This window comes from Pseudomonas sp. G5001, from assembly GCF_013385475.1.
Lineage (GTDB): Bacteria > Pseudomonadota > Gammaproteobacteria > Pseudomonadales > Pseudomonadaceae > Aquipseudomonas.
This window is the reverse complement of record NZ_JACAPZ010000020.1, coordinates 1-15,650: the sequence shown is the minus strand read 5'-3', so window position 1 is coordinate 15,650 and position 15,650 is coordinate 1. Positions and strand designations below refer to the sequence as shown.

The following is a 15,650-nucleotide window of genomic DNA, read 5'->3' as shown; positions in this document are numbered from 1 at the left end:
ACATGGGATATCTGGAGTTCGTCATGAGTGCTTTCCACGACCTTAAACTCAAAGCCCTGGATGGTCAGGAGCTGCCTCTGGCGCCCTTCAAGGGGCAAGTCGTGCTGGTGGTCAACGTCGCCTCCAAATGTGGGTTGACCCCACAGTACGCCGCGCTGGAAAACCTCTATCAGCAATACAAAGACCAGGGTTTCACCGTACTCGGGCTGCCGTGCAATCAATTTGCCGGGCAGGAACCGGGTACTGAAGAAGAAATCCAGGAATTCTGCAGCCTCAACTACGGCGTGACCTTTCCCCTGGGCAGCAAGCTTGAGGTGAATGGCCACGATCGCCACCAGCTGTATCGATTGCTGGCGGGCGAGGGCGCCGAATTTCCCGGGGACATCACCTGGAACTTCGAGAAATTCCTGTTGGGCAAGGACGGCCGGGTGCTGGCGCGTTTCTCGCCGCGTACACCGCCGGATGACCCCTCCATTATTCAGGCGATCGAAAAAGCATTGAACTGATACTTTTCAGCATTCTCGAGTGAGTTTCTGTGGCAAGGGAGCTTCCTGTGGCAGGGAGTTTCCTATGGCAAGGGAGCTTGCTGTGGCGAGGGAGCTTGCTCCCGCTGGGCTGCGAAGCAGCCCCATGCCCTCCCGCTTTTACCCCTTAATCACCCCAATCAATAGTGCTATCCAACACGCTGAACACTCCATATTATCCACATCATAAATTCCTTTCCGATGGAGTGCTCCCATGCCTGTCCAAGCTTTGTTCAAACCGTTCCAGCTCGGTGCACTGCAACTGCCGAGCCGCGTGGTCATGGCGCCGATGACCCGTTCCTTTTCTCCGGGTGGCGTGCCCAACTCCAAAGTGATCGAGTACTACCGCCGCCGCGCCGCCGCCGGTGTCGGCCTGATCATTACCGAAGGCACCGTGGTCGGCCACCCGGCTTCCAACGGCTACCCGAACGTCCCGCATTTCTATGGTGAAGCCGCCCTGGCCGGCTGGAAGAAAGTAGTCGACGCGGTACATGCCGAAGGCGGCAAGATCGTTCCGCAACTGTGGCATGTGGGCAGCGTGCGGCGCATCGGCACCGAGCCGGATGCCAGCGTCCCGGCTTACGGCCCCACCGAAAAACTCAAGGACGGCAATGTCGTCGTCCACGGCATGACCGTGCAAGACATCAAGGACGTGATCGCCGCGTTCGCCCAGGCTGCCAAGGATGCCCAGAGCATCGGCATGGACGGCGTTGAAATCCACGGCGCCCATGGCTACCTGGTGGACCAGTTCTTCTGGGAAGGCACCAACCAGCGCACCGACGAATACGGCGGCAGCCTGGCCAACCGTTCGCGTTTCGCCATCGAGTTGATCCAGGCCGTCCGCGCCGCCGTTGGGCCGGACTTCCCGATCATCCTGCGTTTCTCCCAGTGGAAGCAGCAGGACTACACGGCGCGCCTGGTGCAAACCCCGGAAGCCTTGGGTGAATTCCTCAAGCCACTGTCTGACGCCGGCGTGGATATTTTCCACTGCTCCACCCGTCGTTTCTGGGAGCCGGAGTTCGAAGGCTCCGAGCTGAACCTGGCCGGCTGGACCCGCAAGCTTACCGGCAAGCCGACCATCACCGTGGGCAGCGTCGGCCTGGATGGCGAGTTCCTGCAGTTCATGGTCAACACCGATAAAGTGGCGCAACCCGCCAGCCTGGAAAAACTACTGGAGCGCCTGAACAACGACGAGTTCGACCTGGTCGCTGTGGGCCGTGCGCTGCTGGTGGATCCGGATTGGGCGCTGAAGGTTCGCGAAGGCCGTGAAGGCGACATCCTGCCTTTCAGTCGTGAGGCGTTGACGACCCTCGTTTGACGCGCACACGTTTAACTGCGTGGCTGCAAAAAATGCCTGGAACCAGTTTCCAGGCATTTTTGCCAAGTTGCCTTGAGTTGTATTAAAACTTCAGCTGGTTTTTTTCCTGCTCCTGCTGCTCCTGCTGCTGCTGCAATGCAAGGAGGCCTGCTTGTTGATCGTCAGGCCGCTTGCCGCGAATACCCCCGTTCTCTAAGCCCGAAGGCGCAGGAGGCAGACTGAACGACGAAGGCTGGATGCTGTTGAGTGGCATCGACATGGGTGAACTCCACATATTTTATCTAAGAGTATTTGGGCTTTATGGCTGGTTCTTCCTATGACCCTGAACAACCTGCCACTGATGTTGTGGTGTTCACCTGCGCACTAGTTCCCAACTGCAACTCGCAACATTCCCCCTCACGCAGCACTGAGTTGGCTTGTCTACTGGTCATGCAAGGGTGTTCGCTTGGGCAGATCAAAAATATCTACATCGAATACTAGACATTCATAGTGTTGCTGCTGACTTTGTACACACTCGATATGCCCCTGCATACATCCAGTAACTTGCTTTCAAACTGCTCAATAATTGCCGGCCAGCCCTGGCGACTGGCGTGTTGTCGGGCATTGAGCCTGACCCTGCGCAAACTTTCACGCTCCTCCAACAACCAGTTGGCGGCATCACAAAATGCCTCCTCGTCCCCAGGCATCGCCAGCACACCGTTGTAACCATGGCGAATATGCTGGGTTGCAGCTGCCTGGTCGTAAGCCACCACCCCCAACCCTGCGGCCATGGCCTCTAACACTACATTGCCAAAGGTTTCGGTCAGGCTGGGGAACAGGAACAGATCCCCTGAGGCGTAGTGCCGAGCCAGCTCCTCATCGCGTCGGGTACCGCAAAAAATTGCCTGAGGCAGCGATTTCTCAAGCATTGTCCGTTGGGGGCCATCGCCGACAATGATCAGTTTCAACCGGCGCTGTGGGTAAGTGGTTTGCAGCGAGTCGAAGCAGCGCTTGAGCAGCCCGAGATTTTTTTCCTGGGCCAGGCGTCCGACGTGCAGCACGGCGATGTCTTCATCGCTCAGCCCCCACTGCTCACGCAGGGCTGGGTCGCGTTTGGCCGGGTGAAACAGCTGGCTGTCGACACCGCGCGCGAGCATGCCCAGGCGCTCGAAATGGCGGCGCTCCAGCTCCAGTCGCTGGCTGGCGCTGGGCACCAGGGTCAGGGTCGAGCGGTTATGGAACCAGCGCAGATAGTGGGTCAGCACCCGGCTCAGCATGCCCAGGCCGTACTGGTTGGAATACTGCTGGAAGTTGGTGTGGAAGCCACTCACCACGCTGATCCCCAGGCGCCGCGCCGCCCGCAACGCCGACAAACCCAGCGGGCCTTCCGTGGCGATATACAACACATCCGGGCGCTGGCGGGTCCAGCGCCGCAACAGCTTGTGCATCGACGACTGGCCCCATTGCAGCCCCGGGTAGCCCGGCAGCGGCCAGCCGCGACAGAGCATCAGGCCGTCGTCGCTGGGCCGGCTCTGGTCGCTGCCCTGGCGCGGGCGAACCAGTTCGACTTGATGCCCGCGCGCGCGCAAACCGTCACACAGGCGGCCAAGGGTATTGGCCACCCCGTTGATCTCTGGCGGGAAGGTTTCGGTGATCAGGGTGATGTGGAGCGAAGCTGTCGTCATGACCCACAGTGTCGGCGTGGGCCATGTCGTCATTGTGTCTTTTGGATGATGGATTTGTGACGGCTCAGGCCTTTTTAATGGCCATGGCCTCGGCGCCTTGCTCACGCACCCAGAACAACGTCGCCCCAGCCACCGCTGCCGGCATCATCAGCAGGTTGACCACCGGCACCAGCAACACCAGGTAGACGATGCCGCCAAAACTCATGCTCTGCCAGCGCTTCTGGCGCAGCCAGGCGAGCATTTCGTTCCAGCCCAGCTTGTGGTTGTCGGCCGGGTAGTCGATGTACTGGATCGCCATCATCCACACACCAAACAGCAGCCACAGCGGTGCTGCCACCAGATTGACCACCGGGATGAACGACAGGATAAACAGGCCGATAGCCCGGGGCAGGAAGTAACCCAGTTTGCGCATTTCCCGGGCCAGGGTGCGCGGGACCATGGCCGCCAGTTCGCCCCAGCTGAACGCCGGGAAATCATCGGTGCCGCGCACCACCACTTCGACCTTTTCCGACAGAAAGCCGTTGAACGGCGCGGCGATAATGTTGGCAAGCATGGTGAAGGTGAAAAACACCATCAGCACCACCAGCACCACAAATAAAGGCCACAGCAGATAATTGAGGAAGCTCAGCCAGCTCGGCAGCGTCGGCATGAGTGTGTCGACCCACAGGCTGAACTGATGGCCGGCGAAGTAGATCAATCCGACGAACAGGATCAGGTTGATTGCCAGCGGCAGCAGCACAAACAGCCGCAGGCCGGGGCTGAGTACCAGTTTGAGACCTTCGCGCAGGTACTGTGGGCCTGAAAGAACGGGGGCGGGCATGGATAACTCCGGGCAATAGGGGCGAACGCGCCGACCTTACCGGCTTTGGGAGTACCGGGAAAGCACGGCCCGCATCGCGACATTAACGGTAACAAAGGTGTCGATTAATAGAGGGCATGGGATAGAGACCACCTATGAGCTGGATTGTTAATCCGTATTTCCTTAATCTTGCCTCCCTCTATACGCTGCACCCATTATTTTCAGGATCTGCGAGTTCAAGCCTTCCCCAAGTGCTTCGCGGTCCTTTTTTATTCCAGCCGTTCTGTAGTCCGGGCGGTCGATAGGAGTGAGTCATGTCTGATACCCGTCATTCGCGAGTGATTATTCTCGGTTCCGGCCCTGCCGGTTACAGCGCTGCCGTCTACGCTGCCCGGGCCAACCTCAAGCCGTTGCTGATCACCGGCATGCAAGCGGGCGGTCAGTTGACCACCACCACTGAAGTCGACAACTGGCCGGGCGACGTCCACGGCCTGACCGGCCCGGTGCTGATGGAGCGCATGAAAGAGCACGCCGAGCGTTTCGAAACCGAGATCGTGTTTGATCACATCAACAAGGTCGACTTCTCCAAGAAGCCTTACAGCCTGACCGGCGACAGCGGTGTGTACACCTGTGACGCGCTGATCATCGCCACCGGCGCCAGCGCTCGGTACCTGGGCCTGCCGTCGGAAGAAGCGTTCATGGGCAAGGGCGTTTCCGCCTGCGCGACCTGCGACGGTTTCTTCTACCGCAACAAGCCAGTGGCTGTGGTCGGTGGCGGCAACACCGCGGTGGAAGAGGCGCTGTACCTGGCCAACATCGCCAGCACCGTGACCCTGGTTCACCGCCGCGAGACCTTCCGCGCCGAGAAGATCCTGATCGACAAGCTGCATGCCCGCGTGGCCGAAGGCAAGATCATCCTCAAGCTCAACGCCACCCTGGATGAAGTCCTGGGCGACAACATGGGCGTGACCGGTGCTCGCCTGAAGAACAACGACGGCAGCTTCGACGAGCTGAAAGTCGACGGCGTGTTCATCGCCATCGGCCACACTCCGAACACCTCGTTGTTCGAAGGCGTGCTGGATGCCAAAGACGGTTACCTGATCGTGCAGGGCGGCCGTGAAGGCAATGCGACTGCCACCAACATCGAAGGTATCTTCGCTGCCGGTGACGTGGCCGACCACGTGTACCGCCAGGCGATCACCTCCGCCGGCGCCGGTTGCATGGCGGCACTGGATGCCGAGCGTTACCTCGACGGTTTGAAGGACGCTTCGTTCTAAACCGTAGAAACAAAAAAACCGGCTGCGAGGCCGGTTTTTTTATGCACGGGATTTGATGATCACCTCAGTCCAAATGTGGGAGCGGGCTTGCTCGCGAAAGCGGTGTGTCAGTCACCCGATGTATTGACTGACACTCTGCTTTCGCGAGCAAGCCCGCTCCCACATTTTGATCTATGTCTGACTCAGGATTTGCGGGTCAGTGGCTGTGCGGCAAACTTCACACCCGCCAACCCATGCTCAATCAGCGCACGAATGTTGCCATGGTCACTGCCTTCAGGCGTGGCCAGCACCGAACGGTAATGCTCGCCAAACGCCAACAGCGCTTCCTGGTCGCTCAAGCCTTCCAGCAGCGCCAGGCCCAGGGTCTTGCACGAACCTTCGTTCTGCCCGGCGGCGTTTTCCACGCTGCCATTGGTGAACGCTTGTGGCTGGTAGTCGTAACCGGCAGCCACAAAGGCCAGGGTATCGGCAAAAACATGTTCGCCACTGTTGAGGCTGGCGCGCAGGGTGTTCAGGTCAGTCATGGGGTTTTCCTTTGGCGAATGCCGCTTGCTGTTCGGCACTGGCTTCTTGCTGGTATTGGGCTTTCCACTCGGCGTACGGCATGCCGTACACCACTTCACGGGCGTCATCGAGGCTCAGCTCGATCTGGCGCTCGTCGGCCTCGGCCTTGTACCACTTGGACAAGCAGTTGCGGCAGAAGCCCGAGAGGTTCATCAGGTCGATGTTCTGCACATCCTTGCGGCTGTCCAGGTGGGCCACCAGCCGGCGGAAGGCGGCGGCTTCGAGTTCGAGGCGTTGTTGATCGTTCATGATGCTCACTGCAAAGGTAAGGGTTAGCGACTGGCCGCCAGGGTGATCGACACCGATTCGGCAAAACGCAACGCATGGGGTTTGTCGACTTCGACTTCGGCGTACAGCACCGATGTATTGCTCATCACCAGGTCGAGGATCTCCTGGGTCAGGCGCTCCAGCAGGGCAAAGCGGTTGCCTTCCACATGGGCGATGATCGCCTTGGTGATGGTGCGGTAGTTCAGCGCGTGGTCGATGTCGTTGTCGCGCACGGCTTCCTGGGCGGCATACAGGATGGTCAGGTTGATCAACACATCCTGCTTGTTGAGGATTTCATCCTCGTTGATCCCGATAAACGTGCGCAAGCACAGGTCCTTGACCCGGATGCGCGCCATGCCTGGCTGAAGTTGTGGCATTGCTACTTGCTCCGTCCAATCAGTTGCAGGAACTCCATGCGCGTGGTGTTCGACTCGCGGAAGGCGCCGAGCATCACCGAGGTGTTCATGGTTGAATTCTGTTTTTCGACACCGCGCATCATCATGCACATGTGCCTGGCTTCGATCACCACCGCCACGCCGGCGGCCTGGGTCACCGTCTGGATGGCGTCGGCAATTTCCCGCGTGAGGTTTTCCTGGATCTGCAGGCGACGGGCGAACATGTCGACGATACGCGCCAGCTTCGACAGGCCGAGCACCTTGCCGGTCGGAATATAGGCCACATGGGCCTTGCCGATAAAGGGCAGCAGGTGATGCTCGCACAGCGAATACAGCTCGATGTCCTTGAGGATCACCATCTCGTCGTTGTCGGAGGCAAACAGCGCACCGTTGACGATTTCTTCCAGGTTCTGCTCGTAGCCGTGACACAGGTACTGCATGGCCTTGGCGGCACGCTTTGGCGTGTCGAGCAAACCCTCGCGCTCGGGGTCTTCACCCAGGCCCTTGAGGATCTCGCGGTAGTGGTGGGGCAGGGACAAAGTCATACAACATCCTCGCAAACGGCTTACTTGATATGCCGCCCGCCGTTGACGGTCAGGGTGGTACCGGTGACATACGGGTTATCCAGCAGGTAGCGCACGCTCTGGTAAATCACCTCGGGGCCGGGCTCGATGCCCAGTGCCGCCTTGGCCAGGACCTTGGCGCGGTAAGCCGCGTCGTCGCCCTCGTTGAACATCACCATTGCCGGGGCAATGCCGTTCACCTTGATATCCGGTGCAAGCTGCGCGGCAAACGACAAGGTCAGGCTGTCGAGCCCGGCCTTGGTGGCGCAGTAGGCAATGTGCTGGCGGCTGCCCTTGCGGGTCACGTCATCGCTGATGTGCACGATATCCGCAGGCGTGGAGCGTTGCAGCAGGTAAGCACAATGCAGGTTGATCAGGTACGGCGCAAGCATGTGCACGCTGAACATGTCGGTAAAGGCGCGGCTCTCGTCGCCGGGCGCTTCCGCCACCCAGGCCGAGGCATTATGAATGATCGCCCGCAGGCTTTGGGTGTGCGTCTTCAGTTCGTCGATGAAGGCGAGAATACCGGTCTCGTTGGAGAAGTCGGCAAACACACCGATCGCACCGCGTTCGCGCAAGGCTTGCACGCCGGGACGTTCGCTGCGGTAGCTGAAAATCACTGGCTGCCCTTCGTCCAGCAGGCGCTGGGCGCAATGCAGGCCGACGCGCTGGCCGGCACCGGTGATCAGGATCGGGGCGGGTGTTGAAGACATGGGAGGCTCGAATCGCTGGCAGGCTAAAACTATACCAGCGAGCGGCCTCCCTTGTACTCAAGCAGCGGCTTCGGTGGCCTTTACCCGGGCTGGCGCCGGATGCAGCCAGCCGGCCAGCAGGTGGGTCGACAACGGGATAAAGAAGTAAACCATCAATGGCGTGAGCGCGAGGGTGCTGACCAGCACACGGCTCAACAACCCCAACTCGCTGAGCAGCGGCTCAAGGCCGAAGTTGAACAGCAGCGACACCGGGAAAAATGCCAGCCAGATGGCCACGGCCTGCTTCCAGCGCGGCGGACGTGCGGCGGCGGCGCCAAACCAGCCGTCGATACCGCGTACGCGATGCTCCGACGGCGCAGCAAACAGCTCACTGCCACGCCCGAGCCATGCACCACGGGAGGCGGAAAACTCCCACGCATGCAGGGTTTTTTCGTCGGCGAAACGGAAAATAATCTGGAACTCGTCATCGTTGGGCGGCGGTGCAAGCACGCCTGAACCCAGGTAACCGGGGAAGTCCGTGGCCAATTGCTCGCCTTCGCGCAGCCAGGCCATCAACTCTTCATAGCGACCCTTGGCCACGCGGCGCGCAACCATCAGGGTGACGGGGGAGGTAGACATTGTGTATCTCCATAAGGATCAGGTGCACTGGGCCGGGTAGGCGGCGCACGAACGAAGCTGCGGGGTAAGCAGCCACGTTGAAAAAACAGGCAAGGATTATTCCTGTTTTGCAGAAATACACCAGCGACATTGGTCGGCTTGTCGAAGACCTTGAATCGGACAGCTGTATGGGCGTTAAATGGGATCCAAGTTCCTGACAGTATATTGATGCCCTGATGTCTGTAATGACTGCTCCACGTCCCGAAATGGCCCTTGGCAACCCTGCCGATTCCGATGAGCTGTTTCCGATTCGCGAAGTCGCGAGATTGACAGGCATCAACCCTGTCACCTTGCGTGCCTGGGAACGGCGTTACGGGCTGATCCACCCGGTTCGCACCGAAAGTGGGCACCGCCTGTATTCGCGCACCGATATCGAGACCGTTCATCGCATTCTTGACTGGATCGAGCGTGGCGTGGCCGTGAGCAAGGTCGGCAAGATCCTCGCCCGCGACGATCATCAAGTCGAAGCGGCGGCTGCTTCGCCGGCAGGTGCAGAGCATGAATGGGCCCAATGGCAGGCGCAGTTGCGAACGGCCGTCGGTGCCTTCGACGACCGGCAACTGGACCGGTTGTATGGCCAGATTTTCGCCGCCTACCCGGTCGCGGTGGTGTTCCAGGACATCCTGATGCCCCTCTGGCAGCAACTGTTGCGACATCAGGGGTTGTTTGGCCAAACCAGTGAATGGCTGTTTTTTGATGGATTCCTGCGCAGCCGAACCTGGAAACGCCTGCAGATAGGCTGTGCCTCAGCGGCGCCGCGGGTATTGCTGGCCGCCATTGCGGGGGAGTGCCGAGAGCTGGAGTTGTTGGTCGCAGGCCTGTTGATGAGCGGTGACGAGTTGGCGGTCAAGGTTCTGGCTGTGGGCCAGCCGATGGATGAATTGACCCTTGTCTGTGAAAAAACCAGGCCACAAGCCCTTGTGGTGTTCTCCAATCACTCGCCGGCCAATGGCTTGCCTCGGCGCCTTGAACGGCTGGCCCTGACCCTGGATTGCCCGCTGTTGCTGGCCGGCGATGCGGCGGAGTTGGCGCAGGAACAACTGGTGGGTTCATCCGTCGGCTGCCTGGGTAACGAAGGGCGATTGATGCAGCGCCGCTTGCAGCAGTTTCTGCGCGGTAACCTGGATACCTGACTTCAGGCGTGGACTTCGGGGTGAAACAGGCGGTGTTGCTGCAGGATAAACTGGCGCAGGCGCTCGGTCTCATCCACATCGTTCTGGCTCAGGCGGTAGGCGAACAATCCTCGGGCAGTTTCCCGTTCCAGCGTGCCCCGCACCGAAATGCGCTCGTACCCGGACGGACTGAACCACAGCGAAAAGGTTCTTGGCGCCTTGATCCGCCCGCGAATTTCCACCAGCAATCCCTTGAATGACACCTCATGCACCCACAGCGCACCGGGCTGGCCCTTGATGTTTTCCAGCGGCACCGGCTCTTCGAGCGCCAGGCGCCACGGGCGGATCATCGGCCCGTCTTCGAAAATACTCGGTACACCCAGCCGCAGATGCACGGCATGAAACTCGTCTTCCACCAATTGCAGCGGAAACGTCATTTGCTGGTTGTCGAATTGGGCCTGGAGGGTGACATGGTCATGGGCGGCCAGGCGGGTGAGCAGATCACGAATCTGCGCACCGCCATTGACCGTCAGGCTCGACGACGCGTCCCGCATATTGAGTTGCGGGTTATGGTGCATGGTCTGAATAAAATCCAGCTCGTCCTGCGTCAAAAGCGCGTCGCGTTGCATTGATCTTGCTCAAGAAAAAGGTATTAAAACGCCATTATCTCTTTAAAGACCGCGTTTTCTAGTTTTTGTTAGATCCGCTCGTCGCCTTGAGTGCCGCAAGCTCCGCCTTGAGGTCAGCCAACTGGGCTTCCAGTTGCGCGACACGCTGCTGGGCCTTGACCTGAACGGTCACATCCTTCTGCACACCGACAAAGTAGGTCTGCTTGTCGGCCGGGTTGTAAACCGTCGATAACGACAGCTCGTTCCAGAAATGTGTGCCGTCCTTGCGGTAATTGCGCAGGATTTCCCGGCAGGCGCCGCCACTCTCCAGGGCTTCGCGAATCGCCATCAGCCCCGGCTGGTCACGATCGCCCGATTGCAGGAAGCGGCAGTCCTGATAGAGGATTTCGTCGAGGGTGTAGCCAGTCATGCGCTCGAAGGCCGGGTTCACATAAATCAGTGGCTTGTCCTTGCCTTCGCGCTCGGCGATAACGATGCCGTCGTTGGAAGCGTTGATCACCAGTTGCATCAGCTTGGCGTTAATCATTGAGCGGTCCATGGCTTGTAGTTGGAGTTTGCAGTTTAAGACATGCCGGCAGCCTGTCCATGGGCCCCAGCTGTTAATATCCCAGGCTTTTAGTCAGCTACAGGATCAGATTGATGAAAGTCGCCATCCTTTCCGGCTCGGTGTACGGCACGGCTGAAGAAGTCGCCCGTCATGCTGCAAGCATCCTCAACGCTGCCGGCTTCGACGCCTGGCACAATCCGCGGGCAACCCTCGCCGACGTACAGGGCTTTGCTCCGGAAGCCTTCCTGGCCGTGACGTCCACCACTGGCATGGGCGAACTGCCCGACAACCTGCAGCCGCTGTACTCGACCATTCGCGACCAACTGCCGGCCGCCTGGCGAGGCTTGCCCGGCGCGGTGATCGGCCTGGGCGACGCCAGCTATGGCGACACCTTCTGCGGCGGCGGCGAGCAAATGCGCGAGCTGTTTGCCGAGTTGGGCGTGCACGAAGTGCTGCCGATGCTGCGCCTGGACGCCAGCGAAAGCGTGACCCCGGAAGCCGACGCCGAGCCGTGGCTGGCCGAGTTGGTTACTGCACTGCGCGGTTGACCGGAAACTCGCGCAACAACGCTAGCCAGGCCTGGGCGGCTTTCGACAGATAGGCGCCCTCACGCCAGATAAAGGCAATGTCCCAGCGCAGGTATTCCGGTGCCTTGAGCGTCAGGCGCACCACGCCGGGCCTTATCAGGCCCCGGGCTACTACGCTGGGCAGCAGCACCACGCCTTGGCCGGCGGCCACCAGGGCCGCAAGGAAATCCGCCTGGCCGCTGCGACCACTTTCCTTCGGGGTGAAGCCCAGTTGCTGACAGGCCTGTAGCAGGCGGTCGTTCAACACAAAACTGCGCTGATACATCAGGAACGGCGTGTCAGCCAACTCCTCCAGGCGGATCTGCGCGTTATCGGCCAATGGATGGTCCATCGGCAGCAGGGCATCCAGCGGTTCATCGCAGAATGCCTGCCAGGCGAATGCCGGGTCGCTGGGCATCAGGCTGCCGCCCACTTCCAGCTCTCCGCTCAAGATCGCCTGCTCGATATTGCGGCTGCCGCCTTCCAGCAACTGGATGGTGACGTTCGGATAACGCCGGCGGTATTCGGCAAACAGCCCGGCGAACAACGTGTCGCCGCCCAACTGCGGCAGGCCCATGCGCAACTCGCCACGGGTCAACTGATTCAAGTCATCCAGCTCACTGAGCAACTCGGCTTGCTGGCGCAGCATGGCCTCCGCCCGCTGCAGCACCACTTGTCCGGCAGCCGTCAGGCGAATCTGCGAACCCAGGCGATCCAGCAGCGGCGTGCCCAGGCTTTGCTCCAGTTGTGCCACCTGCTTGCTGACGGCGGACTGGCTGATGTGCAGGGTTTTGCCGGCCTGGGTAAAGCCGCCGCGGTGGATCACTTCGACAAAGCTGCGCAGTTGTTTAAATTCCATCGATATGATTCCAGTTTGGAATAGCTTGCAGTCTAACAATTCGCTGTGGGGATGCCAGGGGCCTCTTTAAAATGGGAGCCCTGCGAGGACCCAAAGCTCATGAAACGTTTCACCTTCAAAGTCGTCGGTCGGTTGTTGACTGAACTGATTGTGCTGCTGGCCATATATTTTCTGGGCTGCCAATTGGCCGCCTGGCTGAGCTGGCCTATTCCCGGTGGTGTGGTCGGCCTGGGCCTGTTGTTGCTGACCTTCGCCACCGGCCTGGTAAAACCGGCGGCTCTGCAACTGGGCGCCGGTGTACTGATGGCGGAGATGCTGCTGTTCTTTATTCCTGCCTTGATGAGCCTTTTGGACTACGGTGGCCTGGTAAAGCACGACGGCTGGCGGATCATGTTGGTGATCGGCTTCAGCACCTTGTCGGTGATGCTGGTGACTGCGTTTACCGTGGAATTCGTCTGCCGCTGGAAGCTGCGCCATGAAGCTTGAGCTGATGCCGATGTTCTGGCTGGCGCTGACCCTCGGCGCCTACGGCTTCAGCCGCTGGATCTACCGGCGCACCGGGCGCTACCTGCTGTCGCCGCTGATCCTGGTGCCGGCGCTGCTGCTGGCGGTGGCCGTGCCGATGAAAACCGCCTATGCCGAATACGCCACCGACACCCACTGGCTGATGCTGGTGCTGGGCCCGGTGACCGTGGCGTTCGCGATTCCGATCTGGCAACAGCGCCAATTGCTGATGCGCCACTGGTCAGCGTTATTGCTGGGGATGGTCGCGGGCAGCGCGGCGTCCATCGCCACTTCGTATGGCCTGGCCAAGGCCCTCGCTCTCGACAGCTCGGTGACGATGTCGTTGGTGCCCCGTTCGATCACCACCCCGTTCGCCATGCCGGTGTCTTCCGACCTGGGCGGCGTGCCGGAACTGACGGCGGTGTTCGTGATGTTCACCGGGGTGTTTGGCGCCATGCTCGGCGGCGTACTGCTCAAGTGGTTGCCGTTGCGCACGCCATTGGCTCGTGGCGCATTGTTTGGCGTGGGCGCTCATGGCGCGGGTGTCAGCCGGGCTCATGAAGTGGGCGGCGAGGAAGGCTCCGTGGCGGGCCTGGTAATGGTGCTGACCGGGTTGCTCAACCTGTTCGCCGCGCCTTTATTGGCGTCGCTTCTCTGACACGCGCAGAACAAAATCGAACTATCCTCAGGACTGACCCGTTCGGTCATCAAGCTGGCTGCCAATGCAACTACGGCGGCCTCGAGGTCTGACTAGACTGCCTCTTCACTCAAAAAAACAATAATAAGCGCGCCAAGGAGGTCATTGCCGTGAGCCTAGCCACTGTTCAATCGACACACAGTGTAAAAGACCAGGTCAGCGCGGCCGAATGGCAGGCCCGCGTCGACCTCGCCGCGTGCTATCGCCTGGTGGCGATGCATGGTTGGGACGACCTGATTTTCACCCACATCTCGGCCAAGGTGCCGGGCACCGAAGACTTCCTGATCAACCCCTACGGGCTGATGTTCCACGAGATCACCGCGTCGAGCCTGGTGAAGGTCGATCAGGCCGGCAACAAGCTGATGGACAGTCCCTACGAGGTCAACCCTGCCGGGTACACCATTCACAGTGCGGTGCACGAAGTGCGGCACGATGTGGTCTGCGTGCTGCACACCCACACCGCCTCCGGCATTGCCGTCTCCGCGCAGAAACAGGGCGTGCTGCCCATCAGCCAGCAATCGTTGTTCGTGTTGTCCAGCCTGGCCTATCACGCCTACGAAGGTGTGGCGCTGAACCACGAGGAAAAGGCCCGCTTACAGGCCGACCTTGGCGAAAACAATTTCCTGATGCTGCACAACCACGGTCTGCTGACCTGTGGCGGCAGCATCGCCGATACGTTCCTGATGATGTTCATCTTCCAGCGCACCTGCGATATCCAGGTGATGGCGCAGAACGGTGGCGCTGAACTGATCAGCATTGCGCCGCAGATATTGGCCGGTGCCCGGGCGATGATCGCCGGGGTCACCAAAAGCGCTCAGGGCATGGGCGGCGCGCTGGCGTGGCCGGCGTTGCTGCGCAAACTCGATGCACTCGACCCCGGGTATAAAAGCTGATGCCACTCGCCGAGATCCCGCTGCGCATCTGGCGCCAGCGTGCCCAGAGCTTTGAGTTTCGCGGCCGCACCATTCGGTACTGGGTGGCGGGGCAGGGCGAGCCGTTGCTGCTGATCCATGGTTTTCCCACGGCCAGTTGGGATTGGCATTACCTCTGGCAGCCGTTGGCCCAGCGCTATCAAGTGATTGCCTGCGACATGCTGGGGTTTGGCGATTCGGCCAAGCCGCTGGACCACACCTATTGCCTGCTGGAGCAGGCGGACTTGCAACAGGCGTTGCTGGAGCATCTTTGGGTGCAGCAGCCGGTGCATGTGCTGGCCCATGATTACGGTGACAGTGTTGCGCAGGAGTTGTTGGCGCGGCATTACGAAGGCCGGTTTCGGATGGGCAGTTGTGTGTTTCTCAACGGTGGGTTGTTTCCGGAGACGCATCGTCCGGCGTTGGTGCAGAAGCTGTTGCTGAGCCCATTGGGTTGGATGATTGGGCGGGCGTTTGGGCGTAATGCCCTGGCTAACAGTTTTGGGCAGATTTTCGGGCCGGCGACTCGGCCCAGTGAGAGTGCGCTGGATGATTTCTGGAGCTTGATCGAGAGCCAGGATGGGCCGCGGATTCTGCACAAGTTGATTGCGTATATTCCTCAGCGTCGGCGGCAGCGGGATCGATGGGTGGCGGCCATGCAGCGGGGGGAGGTGCCGTTGCGGGTGATCGATGGGGAGGTTGATCCGATTTCCGGGGGGCATATGGTTCAGCGTTATCGTGAGCTGGTGCCGCACGCGGATACGGTGTTGCTGGCGAATATTGGGCACTACCCGCAGATTGAGGCGCCGGTGCAGGTGTTGAAGCATTATTTGGCGTTTCGGGAGGGGCTTGGGGTTGGGGCTGCTCGGGTGGCTTATTCTTGATTGGGGTTGAGTACATATCCGTTATTTAGGTAACGGCGGCTTATGGTTCCGCTCTTACAGCGGGTCACTTTTGAAAAGCGCCAAAGTAACCAAAGCGCTCTGCCCCGCCTGTCGGCGCCTCGCTAGGGCTCGGCGTTCCCTCACTCCGGCATTGCTCCGCGGGCCGCCGCGACGGGCCATCCATGGCCCGGCGCGGCTAA

General features: G+C 60.2%; 21 protein-coding genes. 9 read left to right on the top strand and 12 right to left on the bottom strand.

All coding sequences use genetic code 11. From position 1 onward, the window contains the following. Positions 1–23 precede the first annotated feature (23 nt). Positions 24–506, top strand: a complete 483-nt coding sequence (locus HX805_RS18080) for a glutathione peroxidase (RefSeq protein ID WP_102368136.1) — start codon at positions 24–26, stop codon at positions 504–506. A gap of 232 nt (positions 507–738) precedes the next feature. After that, entirely contained in the window at positions 739–1,842 is a 1,104-nt protein-coding gene (locus HX805_RS18075) for an NADH:flavin oxidoreductase (RefSeq protein WP_003208465.1), read from the top strand. 82 nt (positions 1,843–1,924) lie between these two features. Here HX805_RS18075 and HX805_RS18070 read toward each other — a convergent pair whose 3' ends face one another. The 3 genes from HX805_RS18070 to cysZ all read right to left on the bottom strand — a co-directional run bounded on the left by HX805_RS18070 (position 1,925) and on the right by cysZ (position 4,326). Then, complete coding sequence (locus tag HX805_RS18070) at positions 1,925–2,101, bottom strand: hypothetical protein (RefSeq protein WP_177117139.1); 177 nt, start codon at positions 2,099–2,101, stop codon at positions 1,925–1,927. 217 nt (positions 2,102–2,318) lie between these two features. Continuing rightward, the gene (locus tag HX805_RS18065) at positions 2,319–3,506 is read right to left on the bottom strand and encodes a glycosyltransferase family 1 protein (RefSeq protein WP_102368138.1); all 1,188 of its coding nucleotides are present in this window, start codon (positions 3,504–3,506) and stop codon (positions 2,319–2,321) included. 64 nt (positions 3,507–3,570) lie between these two features. After that, positions 3,571–4,326, bottom strand: coding sequence for a sulfate transporter CysZ (gene cysZ / locus HX805_RS18060; RefSeq protein ID WP_003208468.1), 756 nt, complete (start codon positions 4,324–4,326; stop codon positions 3,571–3,573). A gap of 293 nt (positions 4,327–4,619) precedes the next feature. Between cysZ and trxB the strand changes: the two genes are divergently transcribed. After that, a complete protein-coding gene (gene trxB, locus HX805_RS18055) occupies positions 4,620–5,582 on the top strand; it encodes a thioredoxin-disulfide reductase (protein ID WP_003208470.1) in 963 nt (320 codons plus the stop codon). Between the two features lie 182 nt (positions 5,583–5,764). Here trxB and HX805_RS18050 read toward each other — a convergent pair whose 3' ends face one another. Genes HX805_RS18050 through HX805_RS18025 form a run of 6 tightly spaced genes read right to left on the bottom strand, consistent with a single transcriptional unit; the run spans position 5,765 to position 8,702 of the window. After that, complete coding sequence (locus tag HX805_RS18050; RefSeq protein ID WP_008432300.1) at positions 5,765–6,106, bottom strand: HopJ type III effector protein; 342 nt, start codon at positions 6,104–6,106, stop codon at positions 5,765–5,767. Then, complete coding sequence (locus HX805_RS18045) at positions 6,099–6,395, bottom strand: DUF1244 domain-containing protein (protein WP_003208473.1); 297 nt, start codon at positions 6,393–6,395, stop codon at positions 6,099–6,101. Before HX805_RS18045 ends, HX805_RS18050 begins: the two co-directional genes overlap by 8 nt. 23 nt (positions 6,396–6,418) lie before the next feature. Then, on the bottom strand, positions 6,419–6,790 hold the full coding sequence (folX, locus tag HX805_RS18040) for a dihydroneopterin triphosphate 2'-epimerase (protein ID WP_003208474.1): 372 nt from the start codon (positions 6,788–6,790) through the stop codon (positions 6,419–6,421). A 2-nt stretch (positions 6,791–6,792) separates the two neighbouring features. Beyond that, entirely contained in the window at positions 6,793–7,353 is a 561-nt protein-coding gene (gene folE, locus HX805_RS18035) for a GTP cyclohydrolase I FolE (RefSeq protein WP_010176988.1), read from the bottom strand. Between the two features lie 20 nt (positions 7,354–7,373). Next, entirely contained in the window at positions 7,374–8,084 is a 711-nt protein-coding gene (gene folM / locus HX805_RS18030; RefSeq protein ID WP_003208477.1) for a dihydromonapterin reductase, read from the bottom strand. Between the two features lie 57 nt (positions 8,085–8,141). Then, complete coding sequence (locus tag HX805_RS18025; RefSeq protein WP_008432309.1) at positions 8,142–8,702, bottom strand: antibiotic biosynthesis monooxygenase; 561 nt, start codon at positions 8,700–8,702, stop codon at positions 8,142–8,144. Positions 8,703–8,917: 215 nt separating this feature from the next. On the opposite strand from HX805_RS18025, the gene HX805_RS18020 reads away from it, so the two are divergent. Then, positions 8,918–9,874 (top strand): MerR family transcriptional regulator, encoded by a 957-nt coding sequence (locus tag HX805_RS18020; protein ID WP_371317078.1) that lies wholly within the window; start codon positions 8,918–8,920, stop codon positions 9,872–9,874. 2 nt (positions 9,875–9,876) lie between these two features. Here the strand turns inward: HX805_RS18020 and HX805_RS18015 are convergent, their stop codons facing one another. Together HX805_RS18015 and HX805_RS18010 are read right to left on the bottom strand one after the other, a co-directional pair. Further along, on the bottom strand, positions 9,877–10,482 hold the full coding sequence (locus tag HX805_RS18015) for a hypothetical protein (protein WP_177117138.1): 606 nt from the start codon (positions 10,480–10,482) through the stop codon (positions 9,877–9,879). A 58-nt stretch (positions 10,483–10,540) separates the two neighbouring features. Then, positions 10,541–11,008 carry a PAS domain-containing protein gene (locus HX805_RS18010; RefSeq protein WP_003208484.1) on the bottom strand — a complete coding sequence of 156 codons (468 nt, stop codon included), beginning with the start codon at positions 11,006–11,008 and terminating at the stop codon, positions 10,541–10,543. A 113-nt stretch (positions 11,009–11,121) separates the two neighbouring features. Here HX805_RS18010 and HX805_RS18005 point away from each other — a divergent pair, with 113 nt between their 5' ends. After that, positions 11,122–11,577 carry a flavodoxin gene (locus HX805_RS18005; protein WP_003208486.1) on the top strand — a complete coding sequence of 152 codons (456 nt, stop codon included), beginning with the start codon at positions 11,122–11,124 and terminating at the stop codon, positions 11,575–11,577. Here the strand turns inward: HX805_RS18005 and HX805_RS18000 are convergent. Next, positions 11,558–12,454: a LysR substrate-binding domain-containing protein gene (locus HX805_RS18000; protein ID WP_177117137.1), complete on the bottom strand. Its 897-nt coding sequence runs from the start codon at positions 12,452–12,454 to the stop codon at positions 11,558–11,560. The two genes, HX805_RS18005 and HX805_RS18000, sit on opposite strands and share 20 nt — an antisense overlap. Before the next feature lie 99 nt (positions 12,455–12,553). Here HX805_RS18000 and HX805_RS17995 point away from each other — a divergent pair, with 99 nt between their 5' ends. The 4 genes from HX805_RS17995 (at position 12,554) to HX805_RS17980 (ending at position 15,450) form a co-directional block, all read left to right on the top strand. After that, entirely contained in the window at positions 12,554–12,940 is a 387-nt protein-coding gene (locus HX805_RS17995; protein WP_087693754.1) for a CidA/LrgA family protein, read from the top strand. Beyond that, a complete protein-coding gene (locus HX805_RS17990) occupies positions 12,930–13,616 on the top strand; it encodes an LrgB family protein (RefSeq protein ID WP_102368140.1) in 687 nt (228 codons plus the stop codon). The genes HX805_RS17995 and HX805_RS17990 overlap by 11 nt, the downstream gene beginning before the upstream one ends. Before the next feature lie 149 nt (positions 13,617–13,765). Then, positions 13,766–14,548 carry a class II aldolase/adducin family protein gene (locus tag HX805_RS17985; RefSeq protein WP_003208491.1) on the top strand — a complete coding sequence of 261 codons (783 nt, stop codon included), beginning with the start codon at positions 13,766–13,768 and terminating at the stop codon, positions 14,546–14,548. Next, positions 14,548–15,450 carry an alpha/beta fold hydrolase gene (locus HX805_RS17980; RefSeq protein WP_102368142.1) on the top strand — a complete coding sequence of 301 codons (903 nt, stop codon included), beginning with the start codon at positions 14,548–14,550 and terminating at the stop codon, positions 15,448–15,450. Before HX805_RS17985 ends, HX805_RS17980 begins: the two co-directional genes overlap by 1 nt. The last annotated feature ends 200 nt before the right edge of the window (positions 15,451–15,650 follow it).

Coding starts and splice junctions, on each gene's coding strand:
- HX805_RS18000 (WP_177117137.1), bottom strand. CDS start 12,454: ATGGAATTTAAACAACTGCGCAGCTTTGTCGAAGTGATCCACCGCGGC.
- cysZ (WP_003208468.1), bottom strand. CDS start 4,326: ATGCCCGCCCCCGTTCTTTCAGGCCCACAGTACCTGCGCGAAGGTCTC.
- HX805_RS17990 (WP_102368140.1), top strand. CDS start 12,930: ATGAAGCTTGAGCTGATGCCGATGTTCTGGCTGGCGCTGACCCTCGGC.
- HX805_RS17980 (WP_102368142.1), top strand. CDS start 14,548: ATGCCACTCGCCGAGATCCCGCTGCGCATCTGGCGCCAGCGTGCCCAG.
- HX805_RS18020 (WP_371317078.1), top strand. CDS start 8,918: ATGTCTGTAATGACTGCTCCACGTCCCGAAATGGCCCTTGGCAACCCT.
- HX805_RS17995 (WP_087693754.1), top strand. CDS start 12,554: ATGAAACGTTTCACCTTCAAAGTCGTCGGTCGGTTGTTGACTGAACTG.
- folX (WP_003208474.1), bottom strand. CDS start 6,790: ATGCCACAACTTCAGCCAGGCATGGCGCGCATCCGGGTCAAGGACCTG.
- HX805_RS18050 (WP_008432300.1), bottom strand. CDS start 6,106: ATGACTGACCTGAACACCCTGCGCGCCAGCCTCAACAGTGGCGAACAT.
- folM (WP_003208477.1), bottom strand. CDS start 8,084: ATGTCTTCAACACCCGCCCCGATCCTGATCACCGGTGCCGGCCAGCGC.
- folE (WP_010176988.1), bottom strand. CDS start 7,353: ATGACTTTGTCCCTGCCCCACCACTACCGCGAGATCCTCAAGGGCCTG.
- HX805_RS18070 (WP_177117139.1), bottom strand. CDS start 2,101: ATGTCGATGCCACTCAACAGCATCCAGCCTTCGTCGTTCAGTCTGCCT.
- HX805_RS18080 (WP_102368136.1), top strand. CDS start 24: ATGAGTGCTTTCCACGACCTTAAACTCAAAGCCCTGGATGGTCAGGAG.
- trxB (WP_003208470.1), top strand. CDS start 4,620: ATGTCTGATACCCGTCATTCGCGAGTGATTATTCTCGGTTCCGGCCCT.
- HX805_RS18045 (WP_003208473.1), bottom strand. CDS start 6,395: ATGAACGATCAACAACGCCTCGAACTCGAAGCCGCCGCCTTCCGCCGG.
- HX805_RS18015 (WP_177117138.1), bottom strand. CDS start 10,482: ATGCAACGCGACGCGCTTTTGACGCAGGACGAGCTGGATTTTATTCAG.
- HX805_RS18025 (WP_008432309.1), bottom strand. CDS start 8,702: ATGTCTACCTCCCCCGTCACCCTGATGGTTGCGCGCCGCGTGGCCAAG.
- HX805_RS18005 (WP_003208486.1), top strand. CDS start 11,122: ATGAAAGTCGCCATCCTTTCCGGCTCGGTGTACGGCACGGCTGAAGAA.
- HX805_RS18010 (WP_003208484.1), bottom strand. CDS start 11,008: ATGATTAACGCCAAGCTGATGCAACTGGTGATCAACGCTTCCAACGAC.
- HX805_RS18065 (WP_102368138.1), bottom strand. CDS start 3,506: ATGACGACAGCTTCGCTCCACATCACCCTGATCACCGAAACCTTCCCG.
- HX805_RS18075 (WP_003208465.1), top strand. CDS start 739: ATGCCTGTCCAAGCTTTGTTCAAACCGTTCCAGCTCGGTGCACTGCAA.